Genomic DNA, 21081 nt, shown 5'->3' with positions numbered 1-21081 from the left:
GGGCTCTTCGGGGGTAATGGCAGGTCCCCCCTCCCATCTGCGGCGCAGCTGTCTGCCGGGTGAAACTGGAGTCATGGCATCCCAGAGCGCAAACAGCGAGGGCGCCGAGCTGGGCCGCTTCCTGCGCGCCCGCCGCACCCAGACCAGTCCAGGACACGTCGGCCTCACCGTCGGCGCCGGCATCCGCCGCACCCCCGGCCTGCGCCGCGAGGAACTGGCCACCTTCGCCGGCATCAGCATCGACTACTACGTACGCCTGGAACGCGGCAAGGAGACCCGCCCCAGCCCCGCCGTTCTCGACTCCCTCGCCCGCGCCCTGCACATGGACGACCAGGAACACCAGCACCTGCGCGAACTCGCCGCACGAGCCGCCCGCTACGCCCCCGGACCCCCACCGGCCCCGAGCCGCGCCGTCCGCCCCACCTGAAGCTGCTCCTGGAGTCGCTCCGACCGAACCCGGCCTATGTCATCAGCCGCAGCATGGACATGCTCGCCTGGAACCCCGGCGGCCTCGCCCTGTACGCGGGCCTGGACGACTGGCCCGTCAAACACCGCAACCTCGCCCGCTACCTCTTCCTCCACCCGGCTGCGCGAGACCTGTTCCCGGACTGGGACCGCCAGATCACCGCCTGCGTCGCCCGCCTGCGCGCCGTCGCGGGCACCGCTCCCGACGCCCCGGACCTGACCAACCTTGTCGGCGAGCTCCTCCTCAAGAGCCCCGACTTCGCCCGGTTGTGGGAACGCTACGAGGTCACCGGCCGCAAGCCCGTACAGAAGACCTTCCACCACCCCCGCGTCGGCACCCTCACGCTCACCTCCCAGTCCCTGCAGGTGGAAGGCACTCCCGGCCAGCACATCGGCGTCTGCACCGCCGAACCCGGCACACCCGACCACGACGCCCTGCTCCTGCTCGACATGACCGCGCTCGCCGACCACCTCACCACCCACGGCCTCATCCTGGAGATGCTCGCCGGTCCGCTGCCCGGCATCTACGACCCGACCGGGCCGGGGAAGCTGCTGTTCGCGTTCTTCGCCGCGATGGCGGAGACCGAGCGGGAGAACATACGCGAGTCCACGCTCGAAGGGCTCGACACTGCCGCCCGCAAGGGCAAGCACGGCGGCCGGCCGCCGGTCATCACCGACGGCATGCTCCACAGCGTGCTCCGGCGCCGCGCGGGCGGCGAGTCCGTCGAGCAGATCCAGATCGACCTGATCGTCCCCACCGGCAAGCGCAAAGGACAGAGACCCTCTGTCGCCAGCATCTACCGGGCGCTCGCAGAACACGCCAAGCGGGAGGCGTACCCCGAAGCCACCGAACAGACCCACACCGACTTCGCCGCCCTCCAGACCCGGCGACGTTCCCCGGCCCCGCCCGGACACCGCAGCGCTCAGCTCGTAACCATGATTGTTCTCACCGGGATTCCTGTACGCCGACTACTCACACCCGGACACCATGGGCAGATGCACATCTCCGTAACGGACCGCCCCGACCATGGCCATGGCCCCACGCTGGGGCAGCTGCTCGCGCTGATCGCGGCCGGGACGCTCGATGTTGTCGTGGCGCCGCGCGGTACCGGTGTGCCCGTGTCCGATGTGGTGCTGCACGATCCGGGCGAGGAGCGGGACGGAGAGGTGTGGGTGGCCGCCGGGCTTGTGCTGCTCGCGGTCGGCGTGGAGGTCGCGTCGCCCGACGCGGTCGACGTACTGCGGGCCGCGGACCGCGCGGGTGCGGCGGCCGTGGTGATGCGGCGTGGCCGCCGGGGGCCCGGCGCGGCTCTCCTGGAGGCGGCAGAGCTGGGGCGTACGGCGTTGCTGACCCGCCTTCCCGGTCCTGGCTGGACCGAGGTCCTCGGTCAGTTGCGGACGGCCCTGGTGCACAGCGCGCCGGACCGGTCCGCGGGCGCGGCCGGGGTGGACGGCCTGCGGCTGGGCGATCTGCCGGGGCTGGCCAACACCGTGGCGGACCTCGTCGGGGGAGCGATCACGATCGAGGACCCGCAGTCCCGGGTCCTGGCGTACTCGCGTATGGACCACGAGCCCGACCCCATGCGCCGGCTCACGATCCTCGGCCAGGAGGTCCCCCGGTGGCGGGTGGTCGAACTGCGGAAGAGCGGCTTCTTCCAGACCCTCTGGAACACCGACGACGTGGTGCGGCGCCCCGCCGACGACCGGTACGCCGAACGGCTCGCCGTCGCGGTGCGGCACGGTTCCGACGTGCTCGGCTCGATCTGGGCCGCGGCCGACGGGCGCCCGCTCGCCGATGACGCCGTGGCGGCGCTGCGGACGGCGGGCCGCGCCGCGGTCCCGCACCTCGCGCACCACCGGACCTGGGGCCGGGCGGCGGCCTCGGCCCGGGAGGGTGCGGTGCACGCACTCCTGGCGGGCAGCACACAGGCCGCGCACGACGTCGGGATCGTACGGGGGCGGCCGTACGCCGTGCTGGTGGCGGAAGCGTACGACGGCCGGGAGCCCGCGCCGGGCGACGTCGGGCAGCGGGTGCTCGACGTCTTGGCGCTCCAGGCCGCCGCCTACCGCCCCGGGTGTGTGACCGCGCGGTCGGGGCAGCGGCTGTACGCCCTGGTGCCGGCCCTGGACGGGGAGACCGATCCCGCGCGCACCCTGCTGGCCGCGGCCCGTTCGATACCGCGCGGTGTGGTCCTCGCCGGTGCCGGGCCCGTGGTCGCGGACCTGGCGGAGCTGCCCGCCTCGCGTGAGGCCGCCGAGCTGGTCGTACGGGTGCTGGCGGACCGGGCGGCGCGCCTGCCGGGAGCCGGGGCCGGGTCGGCGGTGGCCTCGTACCCGGAGGTGGCGTCCGACGCGGCCGTGCTGCGGCTCCTCGACCGGGTGGAGCCGCTGTGGGAGGCGCTGTCGGGGCCGGTGCACGCCATGCTGGAGCACGACCGGGCGCACGGCTCGCGGTACGGCGAATCGGTCGCATCCCACCTCGACGCCTTCGGCGACACGGCCACGGCCGCCCGGCGCCTCAATGTGCACCCCAACACCCTGCGCTACCGGCTGCGCCGGGCCAGGGAGCTGTTCGGCGTGGACCTGGCAGACCCGGCTGTGCGGCTCCTGGCCGATGTGGGGCTGCGTCTCGGCCGCCGTACGGGGTGAGGGTGCGGACCGGGTCGGGCCATCGCATGATCGTTTACCTGTGGAGCTGGACAAGTGAATCCGGCAGGCATGGTCCTGGATGACGAAGACATGCCGGGCTCCGTACACCGAAGCTGGGCACGACGGCCCGTGGTCCGACGAGCGCGGCGCACGGCCCGCCCGGCGCGCGCCCGACTCCGTACGCACGTCCGGCTCAGTACGTATGACCGATCCAGCACGTAGGAGTGTTTCGAGTGAATTCCGGTCCGGCCCCGCAGCGCCAGCCCGCCTCCCCGGCGGCCCGGCGCGAGCGCGCCCGTGAGGCGGCGCTTGCCCGCGCCGTCGACGAGGGGCTGCTCGGCCCCGGCTCGCCCCTGGTCGGCCTCCTCGACGTCGACGGGGTACTGGCAGCGGTGGACGCGCTGAAGGAGGCGTTCGACGGGCCGGCCACGGTCCACCACACGTTCGCGGCCAAGGCGTGCGGTCTTGTGCCCGTGCTGCGGCTGCTCGCCGAGGCCGGAATGGGGTGCGAAGTGGCATCGCCCGGCGAACTGGAACAGGCGCTGGCCGCCGGTTTCAGCCCTGACCGGCTGGTCTTCGACAGCCCCGCGAAGACGGTCGGGGAGCTGGAGTTCGCGCTGGCCCACGGCATCGCGATCAACCTGGACAACTTCCAGGAGCTGGAGCGCGTCGACCGTCTGCTGGCCGGCCGCGAGCCGTCCGGACCCATCGGGCTGCGGGTGAACCCCCAGGTCGGCGCCGGGGCCATCGGGGCCATGAGCACCGCGACCGCGACCTCCAAGTTCGGCGTCGCGCTGCGCGACCCGGGGGCCGTCGACGCGGTGGCCGACGCCTTCGTACGGCGCCCCTGGCTCAACCGCCTGCACGCGCATGTCGGCTCCCAGGGCTGTCCGTTGCCGCTCATCGCCGAGGGGATCCGTACCGCGTACGACCTCGCGGAGCGGATCAACGCCCGGCTGGGCCACGCCCAGATCACCGGCCTGGACATCGGCGGCGGCCTGCCCGTCAACTTCGACGGCGAGGACGACCGCCCCACCTACGCCGAGTACGTCGACCAACTGCGCGAGGCGGTCCCCGGACTCCTCGACGGCCGCTACACCCTGGTCACCGAGTTCGGCCGCTCGCTGCTGGCGAAGAGCGGCACCATCGGCTCGCTCGTCGAGTACACCAAGTCGGCGGGCGGCAGACGGATCGCGGTCACCCACGCCGGAGCCCAGGTGGCCACCCGTACCGTCTTCATGCCGGACGCCTGGCCGCTGCGTGTCGGGGTGTTCGACGCCGCGGGGCGCCCCAAGCAGGGGCCGTTCCAGACCGTGGACATCGCCGGACCGTGCTGCTTCGCCGGGGACCTGACCGCCACCGCCCGGGAACTCCCGGCGGTCGAACCCGGGGACGTGGTGGCGCTGTACGACACCGGCGCTTACTACTTCTCCTCGCACTTCTCGTACAACTCCCTGCCCAGACCGGCCGTGTTCGGCTACCGGACGGATGACGCGGGACAGGTGCGCCTCGCGACGGTCCGCGAGGCGCAGAGCGTGCGCCAGGTCGTGGAGGAGAGCGGTCTCGCGCAGGTGGACGCCCTGGTGGAGCTGTGCGGTTCCGAGTGGGGACCGGAGCAGGGGGTGGCGGAGTGAGGAGCGTCCTGATATCCGCCGACATGGAGGGAGCGACGGGCACCGTCTCCCCGGCGGACGTGGCGGCGGGGACACCGCGCTACGAGCGCTTCCGGAGGCTGCTCACCCAGGATGTCAACGCCGCGGTCGCCGGGTTCGCCGACGCGGGCGCGGAGGAGATCGTCGTCAACGACGCGCACTGCGGCATGGACAACGTACTCATCGAGGAACTCGACCCGCGCGCGGTCCTGATCACCGGGCGGCACAAGCCGCTCGGCATGATGGAGGGGCTGGAGGACGGCGCCGAAGCGGTGGCCTTCGTCGGCTATCACACCGGCGCGGGCGAACAGGGAGTCCTTGCCCACACCTATCTCTCGCACAGCATCCTCGGCGTCCGCATCGACGGAGAGCCGGTCGGCGAAGGCCACTTCAACGCCCTGGTGGCCGCCGAGGCAGGCGTCCCCGTCGTCCTCGTCACCGGGGACGACCTGACCTGCCGCGCGGCCACCGGGTACGCACCCGGCTGCCGGACCGTCACCGTGAAGAAGGCGATCTCCCGGCACGCGGCCGTCTGCCGCACCCCGGCCGTCACCACCGCCGACATCCGCCGTGCGGCGGCGGCAGCCCTCTCGGCGCCCCCGCCACGCCCCGCCCGGCGGCCCGCGCCGCACGTGGTGGAGGTGGACGTGGACAGCCCGCACCTCGCGGACCGGGCGAGCGCGCTGTCCGGAGCCGCACTCTCCGGGCCCAGGACCGTACGGATGGAGACCCCCGACGCCAGGACGGCGCTGCGGCGCTTCCGGGCGCTCAGCTGGGTGATCGGCGGCGGTCGCGAGGGCGACTGGACCTGACCCGGCCCCCCGGCGCCCCGCGCGGATTCCCGCGCCCCCGAACGACGTTGCCCATGACTGGAGTTGCCATGACCTCCCCCGCACCACGGAGAAAACCGCAGACAGCACCGCAGACAGCACCGCGCACAGCACCGCGCACAGCACCGCGCACAGCACCGCGCACAGCACCGCGCACAGCACCGCGCACAGCACCGCGCACAGCACCGCGCACAGAGCAGCAGACAGCACCGCGGAGCCCGCAGCCGGAACTCAGCCGCTCGCTGCGCAACCGCCATATGTCGATGATCGCGATCGGCGGAGCGATCGGCGCCGGACTGTTCGTCGGCAGCGGCTCGGTGATCAAGACCGCGGGGCCCGCCGCGATCGTGTCGTACTGCCTGGCCGGCGCGCTCGTGCTGTGCACCATGCGGATGCTCGGCGAGATGGTCGTGGCGAAGCCCTCGTCGGGGTCGTTCGCCGACTACGCCCGGACCGCCATCGGGCCCTGGGCGGGCTTCACCATCGGCTGGCTGTACTGGTACTACTACGTCATCATCGTCGCCGTGGAGGCCGTCGCGGGCGCCGCGATCCTGCACGAGTGGATCGGGCTGCCGCTCTGGGCGCTGGCCATGGGCCTGATGGTCCTGATGACCGCGACCAACCTGCTCTCCGTGAAGTCCTTCGGCGAGTTCGAGTTCTGGTTCTCCTCCGTCAAGGTGGCCGCGATCGTGGCCTTCCTGATCGTCGGCGGACTCTACGTCTTCGGCGGCTGGCCCGGCTCGTCCTTCGACTTCTCCAACCTGACCGCGCACGGCGGCTTCGCGCCGAACGGCGTCACCGCGGTCTTCTCCGCGATCGTCGTGGTCATCTTCGCGTTCGGCGGAGCCGAGATCGTCACCATCGCCGCCGCCGAGAGCAAGGAGCCCGAACGTTCGGTGGCCCGTGCCACCACCGGGATCATCTGGCGGATCATCCTCTTCTACGTCGGTTCCATCGTCCTGGTGGTCGCCCTCGTACCGTGGGACAGCGCCAAGGTCCTGGCCAGCCCGTATGTCGCGGCCTGGAAGATCATCGGGCTGCCCGGGGCGGGTGTCGTGATGGACGTCGTGATCCTCACGGCCGTACTGAGCGTGCTCAACTCCTCGGTCTATGTGTCCTCGCGCATGCTGCGGTCGCTCGCCACCCACGGGGACGCCCCCACCTGGCTGGTGGCGACCGGCAAACGCCAGGTCCCCACCCGTGCGATCCTGGCCGGCACCGTGGTCGGCTGGATCTCGGTGCTCCTGGCCTATCTGTCCCCGGACACCGTCTTCAGCTACCTGGTGAACTCCTCGGGCGCCGTCGCCATCTTCATGTACCTCATGATCGGCGCCTCCCAGCTGCGGATGCGGCGCCGTCTTGAGCGTACGGAGCCCGAGCGGCTGACCCTGCGGATGTGGCTCTTCCCGTACCTCACCTGGGTGGTGATGGCCGGCTTCGCCGCCGTGCTGGTGGCCATGGCCGTCATCGCCGACCAGCGCACCCAGCTGCTCACCAGCCTCGGCAGTCTGGCCGTCGTACTCGTCGCGTACACGGTGCGCAGGGCGCGCGGCGGGAGCCCGGTGCGCACCGGCCGCGCGCCGTACGGCCCGTCAGTCGAGGTGCACGGGGAGCGAGTCGACGCCGAACACGGCTGAGTACTTGCGGAATGCGAGTTCCTCCTCCGGTACGGCCAGTGACATGCCGGGGAAGCGCCGCAGCAGGGCCGGGTAGGCCGCGCACAGCTCCATCCGGGCCAGTTCGGCGCCGATGCAGCGGTGGATCCCGTAGCCGAAGGCGACATGCGAGGAGGACGGCCGGGACGGGTCGAAGGTGTCCATGCGCGGGCCCAGGGACGCGTCCCGGCCGGCGCCGCTGAGTGAGCAGAGCACGACATCGCCGGCGGATATGTGCGTACCGGCGATCTCCATGTCCTCGCGGGCGAAGCGCGGGAAGGCGACCTGGACCACCGTGAGATAGCGCAGCAGCTCCTCCACGTACGGGCCCACGGCCGCGTCGTCGTCGCGGAGAGCCGCGAAGTGGTCCGGGTCCCGGAGGAGGACCAGGGTGCCGAGCGCGAGCATGCTGGCGGTGGTCTCCAGTCCGCCGGTCAGCACCCCGTCGGCGAGCCCGGTCAGCTCCTCGTCGTCGATGGCGTCGCCGTGCTGCTTGATCAGCATGCCGAGGAGGCCGTCGCCGGGCTCCGCGCGCTGCTTCTTGACGATGTCCCGGAGGTAGGAGAGCGACTCGGATATCGCGCCGAACGAGGCGTCGGCGCCGGCGAACAGGTCGAAGCGGGTGGTGCCCAGACGCTGGAAGTCCTCCCGGTCCTCGTAGGGGACGCCCAGGAGTTCACAGATGACGAGTGAGGGGATCGGCAGCGCGAAGGACTGCACGAGGTCGACCGGGCCCGGGGTACGCGCCATCTCGTCCAGCCGCTCGCCGACTATCTCGTGGATGCGCGGGGTGAGCCTGGCGAGCCTGCGCATGGTGAACTCCGGTGTGAGCAGCCTGCGCAGCCGGGTGTGGACGGGCGGGTCAGAGAAGCCGAGGCCGCCGGGGTGCTGCTGGCTCTCGGTGACGGCGGAGCTGCCTATCAGGTTGGTGAAGTCGTTGCTGAAGCCCCTGGTACGGCCCAGGACCGCCTTGGTCTCCTCGTAGCCGCTGACCAGCCACACATTCATCCCGAACGGTACGGACAGCTTGCTGACCGGTTCCCTGTCCCGCAGTTCACCGAGGTCGGCCACCGGATCAAGACCGGTACGCCGCAGTGGCATCAGGGTCGACTCCGGGAGCAGCGCCGCACTCGACAGGTCGAAGCCCTTCTTGCGGATGTTCGCCAGATACCGGCGGCCCAGCCATGTGGTCATGCGTGAACGGATATTCGTCATGCGCGCCATACTGCCCGGACCATATGCCCGGCCGCTCCGCAGCCCCGCCACCGTCCCTGCCGTCGCCCCGCGGCCCCGGCGCCCGGCCCGGCCGTCGCTCAGCCGCAATAATTTCGGCCGCGCGTACGAACTCTCATACCAGAGCGGGACGATCGGCGCGCAAGTTCGGCAACAAGACATCGAGCGCCACGGCGTGGCGACTACTGTGAGTGGCTGCTGATCAACAGGGAGACGCGTCAGGCGAGTTGCATCCCCTGTCGGTGAGCCCTGGTATCCCACGTACCGAGGACGCAGATGTCTCAAGTTCGCGCACCCGAAGCGCGGAGCGACCGGCCGGAAGGCGGTCGGCACGGCCGGCCCGGCAACCGTCCGGCCCCACGGCCGGGCCCTTCCCCGGCCCCGTCCGCCCGCCGCTCCCGGTCCGTACCACCGGCGCCCGAGGCCCGTATACGGCCTCAGCTGCTGCGGACCGCCATTCTTCCCACCGTCGTCGCCGCGCTCAGCGGCACCGCGGCCGTCGTCTACACGATCCACTCCGCCGGGGTGCACCCCTCGGTGGCGCTGCGCGGTGTGCTGGCCGCATGCGCCGCGCTCGCCGCGGCCGCCATGGCCGCCGCCGCACTGGGCGCCGACCGGGTCACCAGGACGGTGCTCGACCGGTGCAACGCGCTGCGCCGCTCCAGCGCGCGCGGCCAGGCCGACCTGCGGGCGGTCGTCGACCGGCTGGGCAGAGGGGAGGCGCCGCCCGCCGGACGGGGCGGCGACGCCGTGCCGCCCCGGGGCGATGCCTTCGACCTGCTCGCCCTGGAGCTGAGCCGGGCCCAGGAGGCCGCCGTCGACTCCGTGGTCAGGGCCGCGCGCATCACCCCGCCCGCCGTGACCACGGTGGACGAACAGAAGGTCGAGGTCTTCGTCAATCTCGCCCGCCGCCTCCAGTCGCTGGTGCACCGGGAGATCCAGCTGCTCGACGAGCTGGAGAACCAGGTCGAGGACCCCGAACTGCTCAAGGGGCTCTTCCAGGTCGACCATCTGACCACCCGGATCCGCAGGCACGCGGAGAACCTCGCGGTGCTCGGCGGCGCCATCTCCCGGCGTCAGTGGTCCAACCCGGTCTCCCTCACCGAGGTGATGCGCTCCGCGATCGCCGAGGTCGAGCAGTACCCGCGCGTCAAACTGGTGCCGCCGGTCGACGGGACACTGCGCGGCCACGCCGTCGCCGACGTCATCCATCTGCTGGCCGAACTGGTCGAGAACGCCACGGTGTTCTCCGCCCCGCACACCCAGGTGCTGCTGCGCGCCCAGCATGTCACCGCCGGGCTCGCCGTCGAGGTCGAGGACCGGGGCCTCGGGATGTCCGTCACCGAGACGGACCGGATGAACGCCCTGCTCGCCCAGCCCGACCAGATCAATGTGGGGCATCTGCTCCAGGACGGCCGGATCGGTCTGTACGTCGTCGCGGCCCTGGCCCGCAGACACGGGGTCTCGGTCCGGCTCCAGGCCAACATCTACGGCGGGGTCCAGGCCGTGCTCGTCCTGCCCGCCGCTCTGCTGGGCGCCGACGAGAACGGCCTCGGGGCCGCGACTCCCGGGCTCGCGCCCCAGGACCCGCAGTCCGCCCGGGCCTTCGGGGGCCCAGTCGTACCGGGACCGCAGACGACGGATGCGCTGCTGCGGCAGTTCCCCCAGCAGCCCTCCGCGCCGGCCTCCCCGGCGGCCGTGCCGCCGGCCCCCCGGGAGCCCCTCCGGCCGTTGCCCGTACGGGAACCGGAGGCCGAGCGGCCCAATCCGGCCGCCGCTCTGCCGGGCGCCCACTACGGTGCGGCGCCGGATACCGGGGCGTTCGAGGGCGGCGCGCGGTACGACACCGGGTCCGTACCGCTGCTGTCGCCCGCGGACCGGCCCGATCTGCCCCGCCGCCGCAGCCAGCAGCACCTGGTCCCGCAGCTCAAGGAAGGGCCCGCCCCGCGCACGGACGAGGAGCACCCCGCCGTCCACGACCCGGGTCTGATGGCGGCCTTCCAGCGCGGCTTCAGCCTCGCCGAGGCCGCGCCCGAGGCCGGGCCCGGGAGCGCACCTGAGCCCGGGACCGGGACCGTCTCCGGAGCCGGGCCTGAATCCCGCCCGCTCCCGCACGACTTACCCCACGCCCTTCCCCACAACTTCTCCCACGACCTCTCCAAGGAGGAGATGCACCATGGCGAGTGAAGCGCCGACCGCGCACGTGTCCGATCTCGACTGGCTGCTCAGCGGCCTGGTCCAGCGCGTCCCATTCACCCGCAACGCCGTCCTGCTCTCCGCCGACGGACTGGTGAAGTCCGTGCACGGCCTGGACGCCGACAGCGCCGACCACATGGCGGCCCTGGCCTCCGGTCTCTACTCGCTCGGCCGCAGCGCCGGGGTGCGCTTCGGGGACAACGGCGAGGTCCGGCAGGTGGTGGTCGAGCTCGACTCCACCCTGCTGTTCGTCTCCACCGCGGGCTCCGGCACCTGTCTCGCCGTACTCGCAGGGCGCGAGACCGACGCGGCGGTGCTCGGTTACGAGATGGCCATGCTGGTCAAGAGCGTGCGGCCCTATCTGGTGACACCGGCCCGCAGCCGGGTCGGCGCATCGAGCGCCACGGGGCGCTGAACGTGCCGTTCCAGCAGGACAGCCCCTGGCTGGACGAGGCGGCCGGCCGGCTGATCCGCCCGTACGCCGTGAGCAACGGCCGCACCCGCCCCACCGCCCAACTCGACCTGCTCTCCCAGGTGATGGCGACCGGGATACCGCTCCCGGCCCATCTCGGTCCGGAACACGCCCAGACGCTCGGGCTGAGCGAGCGGCCCACATCGGTGGCGGAGATCGCGGCCCATCTGCGGCTGCCCGTCGTCATCGCCAAAGTGCTGCTCTCGGACCTGATGGACAGCGGGGCGGTCACCACACGCGCGCCACGCCCCGACGAAGACCCCACCGACCTTTCCTTGCTGGAGGCAGTGCTCGATGGCCTACGACGACGGCTCTGATCCCTTCCCCACCGCGCTGAAGATCCTGGTCGCGGGCGGTTTCGGGGTCGGCAAGACGACCTTCGTGGGAGCGGTCAGCGAGATCTCACCGCTGAGTACGGAGGAGATGCTCACCCAAGCGGGCGAGCACACGGACAGCCTGGAAGGCGTCGAGTCCAAGTCCACGACCACCGTCGCCATGGACTTCGGCAGGATCACCCTCGACCCGCAGCACGTGCTCTACCTCTTCGGCACCCCCGGGCAGGAACGCTTCTGGTTCATGTGGGACGAACTCTCCGCCGGCGCACTCGGCGCCGTGGTGCTCGCCGACACCCGCCGTCTCGCCGAGTGCTTCGGCGCGATCGACTTCTTCGAGCAGCGGGGCATCGGATTCGTCGTCGCGGTCAACGAGTTCGACGGCGCCTACCGCTACGAGGCGGACGAGGTACGGGCGGCCCTCGACCTCCGGGCGGAGATCCCGGTGGTGCTGTGCGACGCCCGTATCGCCAGTTCCGGGATCCGCACCCTGGTCACCCTCGTAGGACATCTGCTCGACACCGCACCGGATGCCGGACCCGCGCCGGGCCCGGCCCCGGATCCGGTCACCACCCAGGGAGTCCACCCATGACGTACGACCCGACAGGGCGGCTGCTGCTGACCCCCGTCGACCGGGAAGCGCCCGTCCGGGCCCGGCGGCTGCGCAGACTCGGCCTGGGGCAGCACCCCGACCCGGTCTTCGACGCGTTCGCCCGGCGGCTCGCCGAGGCCACCGGGGCGCCCTACGCGCTGGTCAACTTCATCGACGAGAACCGGCAGTTCTTCGCAGGACTGCACACCCCGGCCGGTACGCACTCGGGCAGCGATCTGAGTGCGGTGGCCGCGGCCTGCGGGATCAACCGTGTCATGGCCCGCGACCACGGCTACTGCCCGCATGTCGTCGCCCGGCGCAAGGCGCTCGTTCTGGAGGACGTCTGCGACTACCCGCGGTTCGCCGGGAATCCGGTGGTGGACGAGATCGGCATCCGCTCGTATCTGGGCGCGCCCCTGATCGACCGTACGGAGACCGCACTCGGCGCGGTGTGCGTCGTGGACACCGTGCCGAGGCAGTGGGGGCTCGCCGGTCTGGAGACCATCAAGGCGGCGGCGGCCGAACTGGTCGCGCAGATCCACCACCGGGAGGACGGCGGGATCTGACCGGTCCCGGCCCGGTCTGCCCCGGCCCGGTCTGCCCCGGCCCGGTCGGCTGCGGCACGGTCCGCCCGGCCCGGGGGTTCAAGGGCCGGTCGGTCAGGCTCCGGGCGGTCAGGCGATCACGGTCGTGCCGTCCGGGAAGGACAGTTCGACCGCGCCGTCGGTGACCGTGACCGCGATCGACTCCTGGAGCGCCGCGGGGTGCACCGCGTCCCGCGAGAGCGCGACCAGGCTGACGTGCACGCTCCGGCCGCCGGTGTGCCCGGCGCGGCTCAGACACGGGGTGGCGGAGTGCGGGCCGTAGGCGTTGGCCTGCACATCGCGCGCGACCGCCGCCTCCGCCCCGTCCCAGCCGTACAGCCCCACCATGGCACTGGTCAGACCGTCCGCGGTACGGGTCAGCGCCCAGCCGGGCCCGGTGTCCGACCAGGGGCGCTCCCCGTCAGCCACCGGATGACCCCCCTCGCGTACGGTCACGCCCTGCGCGGCGTCCACCCGGTGCACCCGGATCTCCCAGGGGCCGTACAGCACGCTGGTGGTCTCGACCCGGACCCCGGCGTCCTCGTACCAGGAGGAGGCGGTCCGCCCCGCGCAGGACAGCCGGTTGATCCGCCGCCGCCGCGACGGCACACCGTCCGGGCCGATCACCGCGAGATGGTTGTCCACGGCCCGCTCCCGGGCGTGCGGCGCCGACTCGGGCGCGGTCGCTGTGGAGTAGCCGAAGGTGGCGTAGTGCGGATCGTCCTCGGCCTCTCCCTGCGGCGGGTTGTGGTCGCTGCCGTGGTTGACGAGCCGGACGATGCCGTCGTGCCGGGTCGCGTGCAGCAGCCAGCCGGGTGCGGGCAGCGCGGTGTACTGGTCCGACTCCTCGATGGGCAGGGCCTGTTCGCGCGCGGTCCAGGTGGGGTGGTCGGCCGGGAGCAGCAGCCCCAGGAAGCCCTTGGACGCCCAGTACGGGGAGGCCGGCCCGGAGTACGGCTGGGTGGCGGGCAGGAAGGTGTCGTACCAGCCCAGGGTGAGCAGCCCGCGCTCGTCGGGCACCCCGCGCTCCGCGAAGTGCCGCATGGTGCCCGACGCGAGACGGCGGGTCCGGCCGGGGGAGAGCGGCGTGCAGTCGGCGAGCGCGCCCATCCAGACCGGGGCGAGCGCCGCGTACCGGTAGGTGAGGGAGCGGCCCTGGTGCACGGGCGCGCCGTCGGTACCGAAGAAGTGCTGGTAGCCGTCGAGGAACTGGCCGAGCCGCTCCCGGTAGACCTTGGTCCGGCCGGTCTCCGCATCCTCACCGGCGATCCGGGACCAGAGCAGCGGGTAGAGATGGAGCGCCCAGCCGATGTAGTAGTCGAAGTTCTGCCCGTCGCCGTCCGTGTACCAGCCGTCGCCGACGTACCAGTCCTCGATCCGGTCGAGCCCCCCGTCGATGTCGGACTGGCTGTACGGGGCGCCCACCGAGGCGAGGAACTGCTCGGACACCACCTGGAAGAGCCGCCAGTTGTTGTCCCAGGTGCGGTTGGAGACAAAGCCGGAGAACCAGTCCACCACCCGCTCCTGCACCCGGGGGTCCAGCTTCTCCCAGATCCAGGGGCGGGTCTCGTGCAGCGCCACCGCCACCGAGGCGGCCTCCACCATCTGCTGGGAGCACTCGGTCAGCCTCGGCCACGCCTCCCGCGAGTCCGGATCGGTGCCGGTGGCCAGGCCCTGCGCGTACCGCTCCACCAGCCGGGGGTCCGCCGCCTCGCCCGCCCCCGCGATCCGGAAGGCGGCCAGCAGGAAGGAGCGGGCGAAGCCTTCGAGGCCGTCCGACACCACCCCCGACCAACTGCCGCGCCCCGGAAGACGGTACTGCGCGAAACCGGGGGTCGCGTAGGGCACGAGCGCGTCGAGCAGCCGGTCGGCGAGCGCCTCCCAGTGGACGCGGGTCCAGCCGGTGCGCGAGGAGAGGAGCCGGTCGGTCGGGGGCAGCTGGAGGAAGGGCGGGGTCATCGGGGTGGTGCTCCTGGGCTGTGGGAAGGGGGCCGGCGGGCCGCGGCGGGCCCGCCGGCCCCTCGGACGGGGCGGGTGTCAGCGGAGTTCGGCGGTGTGGGTGTGGCCGCGTGAGCCTGTCACGTCGACCGTCAGGACCGGGTGGCGCCCGGTGGTGACGCTCACCGTGCTGTCGGCCCGGACCACCTCCCGTACCCGGAAGGGCAGTTCGAGCGTCAGCGTCCGCTGCTCGTGGCCGGGGTCCGCGACCGCGACCGAGACACCGTCGCCGTGCCGGCGCAGCAGCACCGACGCCGGGCCGCTCGATGTGAGCCCGGCGGCGGACCCCGGCTGCCAGAAGGTGGCGGCGGTCAGTCCGGTCCTGGCCACCTCCACCAGGTGCACGGCGGAGTCGTTGGCCACGATCCGCACCGGCCGGGAGAGCGCCTGGACCGCGGTGGCGGCCGGGGACGCGCCGGGCAGCAGGATGTAGGCGTACGAGGCATCGGTGGGGGAGACCCCGTGGTCGAGCCAGAGCGTGGCGTACCGGCGGGTGACCGGGGTGTCCGAACCGGCGGTGTCCGCCCCCGTGTCCAGATCGCTCCACCGCCCGGTGCGCTCCTCGCGCAGCGCGTGCAGCGAGGTGTGCGGCGATGGGAACACATAGCCGCCCACCCCGTCCAGATGGGCCCAGCGCGCCCCGTGGAACGTACCGCCCCAGCCCTGGCGGGACGGCTGGCGACGGCCGTCGACGGTCAGCCGCCGGTCGCCGGACGTGTGCAGATTCCGGTTCTCCACGACGGTCTCGATGGTGCGGCCGTCGCTCGCGGTGATACCGGATCCGAGCGCGATCACCGCGTTGTCCACCAGGAACCAGGACTTCCGGGCCTTCAGGGTGCTGCCCTGCGCCGCCAGCTCCATGGCGGTGGCGCCGTACCGCCCGTCGAGCACCGCGCCGCCCGCGACGGTGTTCCCCGGCAGATAGGGCTCGGTCCCCGCGGCGCCGGTGAGGTCCGCGCGCCGCCGGGTGTCCACGGTGGTGCCGGGCAGCCGGTAGGGGTCGACGGTCGGCCAGAAGCCGTCGCCGAACTGCCCCAGGTCGTCCCCGGTGTAGAGGTACGCCATCCCGTCACCGGTGTACCAGCCGTGCAGATTCTCGCCGTTGCCCGCCTCGTACGCGGCGATCCGCTTCGAGGAGAGCGAGAGCGCCAGGGACCAGGTGGGCCGCCGGTGCACCACCCGGTCCATGTCGGCGAAGACATGGTGACCCGTCTCCCGGTCCGCGGCGGCGACGCTCCGGTCGGCCAGCAGCTTCTTGGCGAGGGCGACCTGCGGAATTCCGACGAGACCGAGGTACGGGTCGGTGCGGTTGCGCTCGATCCAGCCCTTGACCGTCGCCCGCCAGCCGTCCGCGACGGATGCGGGCGCGGCGCTCGCGAGGAGCAGAATGGCCGAGACGGCCGCCGCTCCGTCGTTGTGGTCGGTGGCCCGTTCCCGGGAGATGGCCCGGCCGCGCACGGCGTCCATCATCAGCCCGTCGAAGATCACCGGCGAGAAGGTCCCGGTGACCGCCTCGTACATCACGGAGATCTGCGGATCGCTGACCGCCCAGGGGGAACCGGCGAGCAGCGCGCTCATATACGCGGCCCCGGCCAGCAGCACTGTGCCGTACGAGCCGGTGTACGCGACCGTGTCGTGCTGGATGAACGAGCCGTCCGGGTAGAAGCCGTCGCCCGAAGTGACGTTCTGGAAAAGGCTGTTGAGTCCCTTGTCGCGTACGTCGGAGAGCCCGTCGCGGGCCAGCGCCACCTTGTCCGGGTCCTGGGCGAGCAGCCCGTGCAGCGCCACGATGACGCACTTGTCGGCCCGGTTGGCGCCGGTCTCGGCGAGGGTGGGGGAGTTGGTGCGGCGGTCCGGGTCCGGCGCGAACCTCTCCACGCTCGCCAGATGGGCCGCCAGGTCGGCAGCGGGGATCCGCGCCCTGAGGAGCACACAGCAGTCGAGCAGGGCGCGCGGCGCCCCGATCTCCCAGAACCACCAGTTGCCGGTCTCCTTCCGGTCCGGGTTGTAGGCCGTGTCGTGCAGGAAGCGCAGGGCGGACACCAGCGCGTCCGCCACCTCGTCGCTCCCGCTCAGCGCCGCGCCCGGGGTGGCCCAGGCGGTGGCGAGGGTCCGCAGCCGGGTGTAGCTCTGGCTGAACATCCCCGGCTCGGTCACCGGCACATAGTCCGGCCAGAGGGCGGTGCGTCCGGCGCCGCGGTCCAGCCGCTTCCAGAAGTCGGCCGCCGACGCGTCCAGCGTGGCCAGCGCTGCCGCGAAGTCGGGGTCGGACGCGTCGAACGCGCCCCCGGTGATGAGCTGTTCGGCGCGGGTGAGCGCGCTTTCGTAGGCGTCGGCCGTACTGGTGCCGGCGGCTGCGCCGGCCCCGGTGGGCGCGACGGTGGTGCGGTCCGCGGCCCGCGCCGTCCCGGCGCCCGCGGCCCCGGTGACGGCCGGGACGACGACCGACGCGGCCCCCGCGGCCAGGAGCGATCTCCTGCTGAGGGCGGAACGGGGCCGATCCGGCTGATCCTGATCCGGCTGATCCATGGCGGTTCCCTTCGGTTCCGGAGTCGTGAGTCGGCGGGCGTCAGTCGCTCAGCGAGCTGGGGTCGACGGGCGGGCTTGGCAGCCGCAGTGCGGCGATCTCGGCGATCCCGGTGGCATCGACGGGGAAGGCCCACTTCCGTACGAAGAAGTCCGTCAGGTCGTACCCCGAGACCCGGCTGGCATAGGTGGACAGCGCCCGGTACTGCCTGGCCTCCACCGCCGGATCGTGGTCGTAGTCCTCGACCGGCGCGTCGTGCTGGTGCTCGGTGCGGACCAACTGGTGCAGCCTCGGCCAGAAGTCGTCGCCGAAGGCCAGCTCCAGCTGGCGCAGCGGGACCAGCTGCTCGTACGGGCCGAACGTCGTCTCGTACGCGATACCGGGCGTGCCGACCTTGGGCGCCGCCGACTGGAACCAGTTGAGCCCGGTCGTCGCGTCCTTGGTGAGCAGGTTGGACGGCTGGCCGAGAGTGCGCTGGGCGGCCAGCGAGTAGATGTTCACGGTGACCTCGGTGAGGCCGCCCGCCTGGTAGGCCGCCTGCTGGTTGAGGTGGCCCAGCTCGTGGTAGAGCCCCCAGCCCCGGGTGCGCAGCCCCTCGACGGTGCAGAGGCGGTCCATATAGGCGCGGGGGAAGCCGTTGAACCCGTGCCAGGCGTAGGCGCCGACGCCCTTCGGGACGACGCTCACCTCGTTGAAGTGGTAGCGGCCGGCCTTGGGGCGGTTGAGCGGCTTCGGGCCCACCAGGCCGCTGATCCTGTTGTGCGAGTCGATGATGGTGTCGAAGAGCCGCAGCAGCGCCGCGTGGTCCTCACCGCGGTAGAGCAGTGCGCCCTCGCGGGTCAGCGTCAGGATGGTGTGCCCGGTGGTCAGCTCCACCCACGGCACATCGGTGATGTTGTCCAGCTGCCGCTGGAACTCCGCCTCGGTGGTGCGCCCCAGCTCGAAACCGGCCATCCGTGCCGTACCGGAGACGAAGGTGACCGCCGCCCGCTCGCCATGACCGGCGAAGCTCAGATAGAGGGGGCCGCCGTAGACATCGGAGACGGTGTTGCGCCCGGCCCGCAGCGGGAAGACCCGGGGCGCCTTGAGATCCGGGTTGGTGTTGTAGTCGTCGAACGTCCCGATGTGCAGGACCGGCAGTCTGCCGTGCCCGGCACGGATCTCGACCGTGACCCGGGCGCCGGGTGCCGCGTAGTGGCCGGTGGGGATGAACTCGCTGGCCCGCAGCGACCGGTCGAGCCGCAGCCGCTCGGTCTCCGCGTCCGGGAACGCCTCGATCAGCAGGGAGGACGCCGGGTGACGTCCGCCGGTGCGGCCGGCGCCGTCCGCCGATGCGCTGCCGGCGCCGAGCAGGGTGACGGCTCCGGCGCCCGCCAGCGCGGCGAGCGCGGAACGGCGGCTGACCGCGGAGGCGGTGAGGGGCAGGTGAGCAGGGCGCATCCGGACTCCCAGGGGCAGAGGTGGTGGAGTGGCGTACGAACTGCGCGTCAGCATGTAAGCGGTTGCTATCAACCCGCAAGAGGATCGGGGAAGTTACTGTCTTTTACTATGGCCAACTGCGGACAGGCCGTAAGCAAGCGGTCACACCCGGCGGGAGCGCGCGGACGGCGGGGCCACGGAATCGCGTACCACCAGATGGGTGCCGAGCCGTACGGTCCCGGTGGCCGGCTCCCGCCACTCGTCCTCGTCGCCGCCGGACACCGCGAGCCGTACGGCCTGACGCCCCATCTCCTCCAGCGGGATGTGCACCGTCGTCAGCCTCGGCCGCAGCTCCTGCGCCACCGGGATGTCGTCGTATCCGGCGAGTGACATGTCCTGCGGTACCCGGACCCCGGCCTCCTCCAGCGCCTGGGCCGCCCCGGCCGCGACATTGTCGTTCGCCGCGAAGACCGCCGTGAAGTCCGGCCCGTCCCGCAGGAGTTCGGCCAGCCTCCGGCGCCCGAAGGCGCGGCTGAACGAGCCCAGCTGCTCCAGTGCGGGATCCCGGGGCACCCCGCGCAGCTCCAGCGCGCGGCGGTGCCCGGCGAGCCGGTCGAGGGTGGTCGAGAGGTCCGGCGGGCCGCCGAGGTAGAGGATCCGGGTGTGGCCCTGGGTCAGCAGATGGTCGGTGATGGCGAAGGCGCCGCCCTCGTTGTCGTACTCGACGGCCGCGCCGCGCGAGTCCTGGCCGAGCGAGGGCCGCCCGCAGAGCACCAGCTTCGATCCGCCGGACTCCAGGTCGCGGGCCCTGCGGCCCAGTTCGGCGGAGTGCGACCGGTTGGCGACGCTGCCGCCGACGACGACCACGGCGTCGGCGCGCCGCTCGTGCATCAGCTCGATGAAGGCCAGCTCACGGGTCGGGTCGCCCTGGGTGCAGCAGACCAGGCAGAGCCGTCCGCCGAGGCTTGCCTCACGCTCCACACCGCGGGCGATATAGGCGTAGAACGGGTCGATCAGCTCGTTGACGATGATGCCGACCGTGCGTCCCGACACCCCGGCCAGCGCGCGGGCGTGCGCGTTGACGACGTAGCCCAGCTCGCGCATCGCCTCCTCGACCCGCTCCCGGGTCGCGGCGGCCACCGGGTAGTTGCGGTTGAGCACGCGGGAGACGGTCGCGGTCGAGACCCCCGCCAGCCGTGCCACGTCCGTGACGGTCGCGCGTCGTCGGCTGTCGGCTGCCGAGGTCTGGCGGCGCATCCGTCCCACCCCCTGGTTGTCGTCCTGTGCCGCTGAGCTTATGGCCTGCGAGACGGGGACGTTCATGCGATCCGCTCCAAGTCGGCCAGGCGGACCGGGTGGTTGAACGGCAGCCCGTCCGCGTAACGGCAGAGTTCGTCCACGGCGAGCGCCCCGAGCCTGCCGACCTCGTTGCCCTGGGCGCCCGCCATGTGCGGGGTGATGAACACGTTCGGCAGGTCCCACAGCGGGTGCCCCGGCGGCAGCGGTTCGGGGTCGGTCACATCGAGTACGGCGTCGAGCCGGCCGCTGACCAGATGGCCGGTGAGCGCCTCGGTGTCGACCAGGCGCCCGCGCGCCGTGTTGACCAGCAGTGTGCCGGGGCGCATCAGCCCGATCCGCCGTGCGTCGAGCAGATGCCGGGTCGCCGGGGTGTCGGGCGCGTGCACGGTCACCACGTCACTGGTGGCCATCAGCGTGTCGAGATCGGTCGAGACGGCGCCCAGCAACTCGGCCTCGGCCGGGCCGACGTACGGGTCGTAAAGGAGGATGTCCGCGTCGAGCACCCGGAGCAGTTCGATCACCCGGCGGCCGATCCGGGAGGCGCCGATGACACCGATGGTCAGGCCGTGGGTGCCGATCCAGTGCTGTCTGTTGAGATCGGCGGCGGTGCGGTGGGTGCGGCGGTAGCGGAAGAGCCGGGCGAACGGGAAGGCACGCTTGGCGCCCATGATGATCGCCGCCAGGGTGAACTCCGCCACCGGTACGGCGTTGGCGTCGGCCGCCGACGACACGGCGACGCCCCGTTCGTACGCCTCCGGGGCGAGGAAGGTCTTGACGGTGCCGGCGGCGTGGATGACGGCCCGCAGCTTCGGCGCCCGCTCCAGCAGCCCGGCGTCGATGGGCGGACAGCCCCAGCCGGTGAGCAGCACCTCGGCGCCCGCCAGCGCGGCGGTGGCTTCGGGGGAGCCGAACTCCCTGATGACATAGGGCGGATGGAGATCGGCCGACTCCTCAAGACGGGTCCGCACCCGTGGCGGGAAGATGTCGTCGATCAGTCCGGGGTCCATGGCCAGCACGGTGCGAGGGCGCCGCGGGGGCGGGTCCGGCTCGTCCGTACCGGTCTGGGCCGGTGCCTCGTCGGTGGTTCGCACCCTGCCTCCGGACAGTAAACGCGTTCTATTGATGGGCGGCACGCTAGGGAGCCCAGACATCAAACGTCAAGCGATCCGTGCGGCCAT

At 72.3% G+C, this 21081-nt stretch carries 16 protein-coding genes and 1 pseudogene; 10 read left to right on the top strand and 7 right to left on the bottom strand.

Features of this window, described 5'->3' with window-relative positions:
• Nucleotides 1-73 precede the first annotated feature (73 nt).
• From ACWGKJ_RS17190 to ACWGKJ_RS17175, 4 genes and pseudogenes are all read left to right on the top strand, one after another.
• Nucleotides 74-924, top strand: a pseudogene (locus ACWGKJ_RS17190) (helix-turn-helix transcriptional regulator); the annotation flags it as partial.
• Complete coding sequence (locus ACWGKJ_RS17185; protein ID WP_385018347.1) at nt 916-3114, top strand: helix-turn-helix domain-containing protein; 2199 nt, start codon at nt 916-918, stop codon at nt 3112-3114. The pseudogene ACWGKJ_RS17190 and the gene ACWGKJ_RS17185, both read left to right, overlap by 9 nt.
• Nucleotides 3115-3338: 224 nt before the next feature.
• Nucleotides 3339-4748: a type III PLP-dependent enzyme domain-containing protein gene (locus tag ACWGKJ_RS17180; protein ID WP_385018266.1), complete on the top strand. Its 1410-nt coding sequence runs from the start codon at nt 3339-3341 to the stop codon at nt 4746-4748.
• The gene (locus tag ACWGKJ_RS17175; RefSeq protein WP_385018264.1) at nt 4745-5578 is read left to right on the top strand and encodes a M55 family metallopeptidase; all 834 of its coding nucleotides are present in this window, start codon (nt 4745-4747) and stop codon (nt 5576-5578) included. The genes ACWGKJ_RS17180 and ACWGKJ_RS17175 overlap by 4 nt, the downstream gene beginning before the upstream one ends.
• Here the strand turns inward: ACWGKJ_RS17175 and ACWGKJ_RS17170 are convergent.
• Nucleotides 5535-5729: a hypothetical protein gene (locus ACWGKJ_RS17170; RefSeq protein WP_385018262.1), complete on the bottom strand. Its 195-nt coding sequence runs from the start codon at nt 5727-5729 to the stop codon at nt 5535-5537. The genes ACWGKJ_RS17175 and ACWGKJ_RS17170 overlap by 44 nt on opposite strands.
• Nucleotides 5730-5859: 130 nt before the next feature.
• On the opposite strand from ACWGKJ_RS17170, the gene ACWGKJ_RS17165 reads away from it, so the two are divergent.
• Nucleotides 5860-7233, top strand: a complete 1374-nt coding sequence (locus ACWGKJ_RS17165) for an amino acid permease (RefSeq protein ID WP_385018260.1) — start codon at nt 5860-5862, stop codon at nt 7231-7233.
• Here the strand turns inward: ACWGKJ_RS17165 and ACWGKJ_RS17160 are convergent.
• Nucleotides 7189-8445, bottom strand: coding sequence for a cytochrome P450 (locus tag ACWGKJ_RS17160; RefSeq protein WP_385018258.1), 1257 nt, complete (start codon nt 8443-8445; stop codon nt 7189-7191). The genes ACWGKJ_RS17165 and ACWGKJ_RS17160 overlap by 45 nt on opposite strands.
• A gap of 315 nt (nt 8446-8760) precedes the next feature.
• Here ACWGKJ_RS17160 and ACWGKJ_RS17155 point away from each other — a divergent pair, with 315 nt between their 5' ends.
• From ACWGKJ_RS17155 to ACWGKJ_RS17135, 5 genes are read left to right on the top strand one after another with little or no spacing between them, the layout of a single operon-like run.
• A complete protein-coding gene (locus ACWGKJ_RS17155) occupies nt 8761-10671 on the top strand; it encodes a sensor histidine kinase (protein ID WP_385018256.1) in 1911 nt (636 codons plus the stop codon).
• Nucleotides 10661-11095, top strand: coding sequence for a roadblock/LC7 domain-containing protein (locus ACWGKJ_RS17150; RefSeq protein ID WP_385018254.1), 435 nt, complete (start codon nt 10661-10663; stop codon nt 11093-11095). The genes ACWGKJ_RS17155 and ACWGKJ_RS17150 overlap by 11 nt, the downstream gene beginning before the upstream one ends.
• Before the next feature lie 2 nt (nt 11096-11097).
• Nucleotides 11098-11469, top strand: a complete 372-nt coding sequence (locus tag ACWGKJ_RS17145) for a DUF742 domain-containing protein (RefSeq protein ID WP_385018252.1) — start codon at nt 11098-11100, stop codon at nt 11467-11469.
• Nucleotides 11447-12076: a GTP-binding protein gene (locus tag ACWGKJ_RS17140; RefSeq protein ID WP_385018250.1), complete on the top strand. Its 630-nt coding sequence runs from the start codon at nt 11447-11449 to the stop codon at nt 12074-12076. Before ACWGKJ_RS17145 ends, ACWGKJ_RS17140 begins: the two co-directional genes overlap by 23 nt.
• Nucleotides 12073-12642 carry a GAF domain-containing protein gene (locus ACWGKJ_RS17135; protein ID WP_385018248.1) on the top strand — a complete coding sequence of 190 codons (570 nt, stop codon included), beginning with the start codon at nt 12073-12075 and terminating at the stop codon, nt 12640-12642. The genes ACWGKJ_RS17140 and ACWGKJ_RS17135 overlap by 4 nt, the downstream gene beginning before the upstream one ends.
• A 108-nt stretch (nt 12643-12750) precedes the next feature.
• On the opposite strand, the gene ACWGKJ_RS17130 is transcribed toward ACWGKJ_RS17135, so the two are convergent.
• The 5 genes from ACWGKJ_RS17130 to ACWGKJ_RS17110 form a co-directional block, all read right to left on the bottom strand.
• On the bottom strand, nt 12751-14619 hold the full coding sequence (locus ACWGKJ_RS17130; protein WP_385018246.1) for a DUF2264 domain-containing protein: 1869 nt from the start codon (nt 14617-14619) through the stop codon (nt 12751-12753).
• 78 nt (nt 14620-14697) lie between these two features.
• Entirely contained in the window at nt 14698-17187 is a 2490-nt protein-coding gene (locus tag ACWGKJ_RS17125) for a polysaccharide lyase 8 family protein (protein ID WP_385018244.1), read from the bottom strand.
• A gap of 40 nt (nt 17188-17227) precedes the next feature.
• A complete protein-coding gene (locus ACWGKJ_RS17120; RefSeq protein ID WP_385018242.1) occupies nt 17228-18625 on the bottom strand; it encodes a M60 family metallopeptidase in 1398 nt (465 codons plus the stop codon).
• Nucleotides 18626-18766: 141 nt separating this feature from the next.
• Nucleotides 18767-19861 carry a LacI family DNA-binding transcriptional regulator gene (locus tag ACWGKJ_RS17115; protein WP_385018345.1) on the bottom strand — a complete coding sequence of 365 codons (1095 nt, stop codon included), beginning with the start codon at nt 19859-19861 and terminating at the stop codon, nt 18767-18769.
• Nucleotides 19862-19923: 62 nt separating this feature from the next.
• Nucleotides 19924-20910, bottom strand: a complete 987-nt coding sequence (locus ACWGKJ_RS17110) for a hydroxyacid dehydrogenase (RefSeq protein WP_385018343.1) — start codon at nt 20908-20910, stop codon at nt 19924-19926.
• Nucleotides 20911-21081: the final 171 nt, after the last annotated feature.

The organism is Streptomyces sp. NPDC054757 (assembly GCF_053612185.1).
The sequence above is the reverse complement of the archived record's forward strand: the minus strand, read 5'-3'. Positions and strand labels throughout refer to the sequence as shown.

Coding starts and splice junctions, on each gene's coding strand:
- ACWGKJ_RS17155 (WP_385018256.1), top strand. CDS start 8,761: ATGTCTCAAGTTCGCGCACCCGAAGCGCGGAGCGACCGGCCGGAAGGC.
- ACWGKJ_RS17120 (WP_385018242.1), bottom strand. CDS start 18,625: ATGCGCCCTGCTCACCTGCCCCTCACCGCCTCCGCGGTCAGCCGCCGT.
- ACWGKJ_RS17150 (WP_385018254.1), top strand. CDS start 10,661: ATGGCGAGTGAAGCGCCGACCGCGCACGTGTCCGATCTCGACTGGCTG.
- ACWGKJ_RS17110 (WP_385018343.1), bottom strand. CDS start 20,910: ATGGACCCCGGACTGATCGACGACATCTTCCCGCCACGGGTGCGGACC.
- ACWGKJ_RS17130 (WP_385018246.1), bottom strand. CDS start 14,619: ATGACCCCGCCCTTCCTCCAGCTGCCCCCGACCGACCGGCTCCTCTCC.
- ACWGKJ_RS17125 (WP_385018244.1), bottom strand. CDS start 17,187: ATGGATCAGCCGGATCAGGATCAGCCGGATCGGCCCCGTTCCGCCCTC.
- ACWGKJ_RS17115 (WP_385018345.1), bottom strand. CDS start 19,861: ATGCGCCGCCAGACCTCGGCAGCCGACAGCCGACGACGCGCGACCGTC.
- ACWGKJ_RS17185 (WP_385018347.1), top strand. CDS start 916: ATGACCGCGCTCGCCGACCACCTCACCACCCACGGCCTCATCCTGGAG.
- ACWGKJ_RS17165 (WP_385018260.1), top strand. CDS start 5,860: ATGATCGCGATCGGCGGAGCGATCGGCGCCGGACTGTTCGTCGGCAGC.
- ACWGKJ_RS17160 (WP_385018258.1), bottom strand. CDS start 8,445: ATGACCACATGGCTGGGCCGCCGGTATCTGGCGAACATCCGCAAGAAG.
- ACWGKJ_RS17135 (WP_385018248.1), top strand. CDS start 12,073: ATGACGTACGACCCGACAGGGCGGCTGCTGCTGACCCCCGTCGACCGG.
- ACWGKJ_RS17140 (WP_385018250.1), top strand. CDS start 11,447: ATGGCCTACGACGACGGCTCTGATCCCTTCCCCACCGCGCTGAAGATC.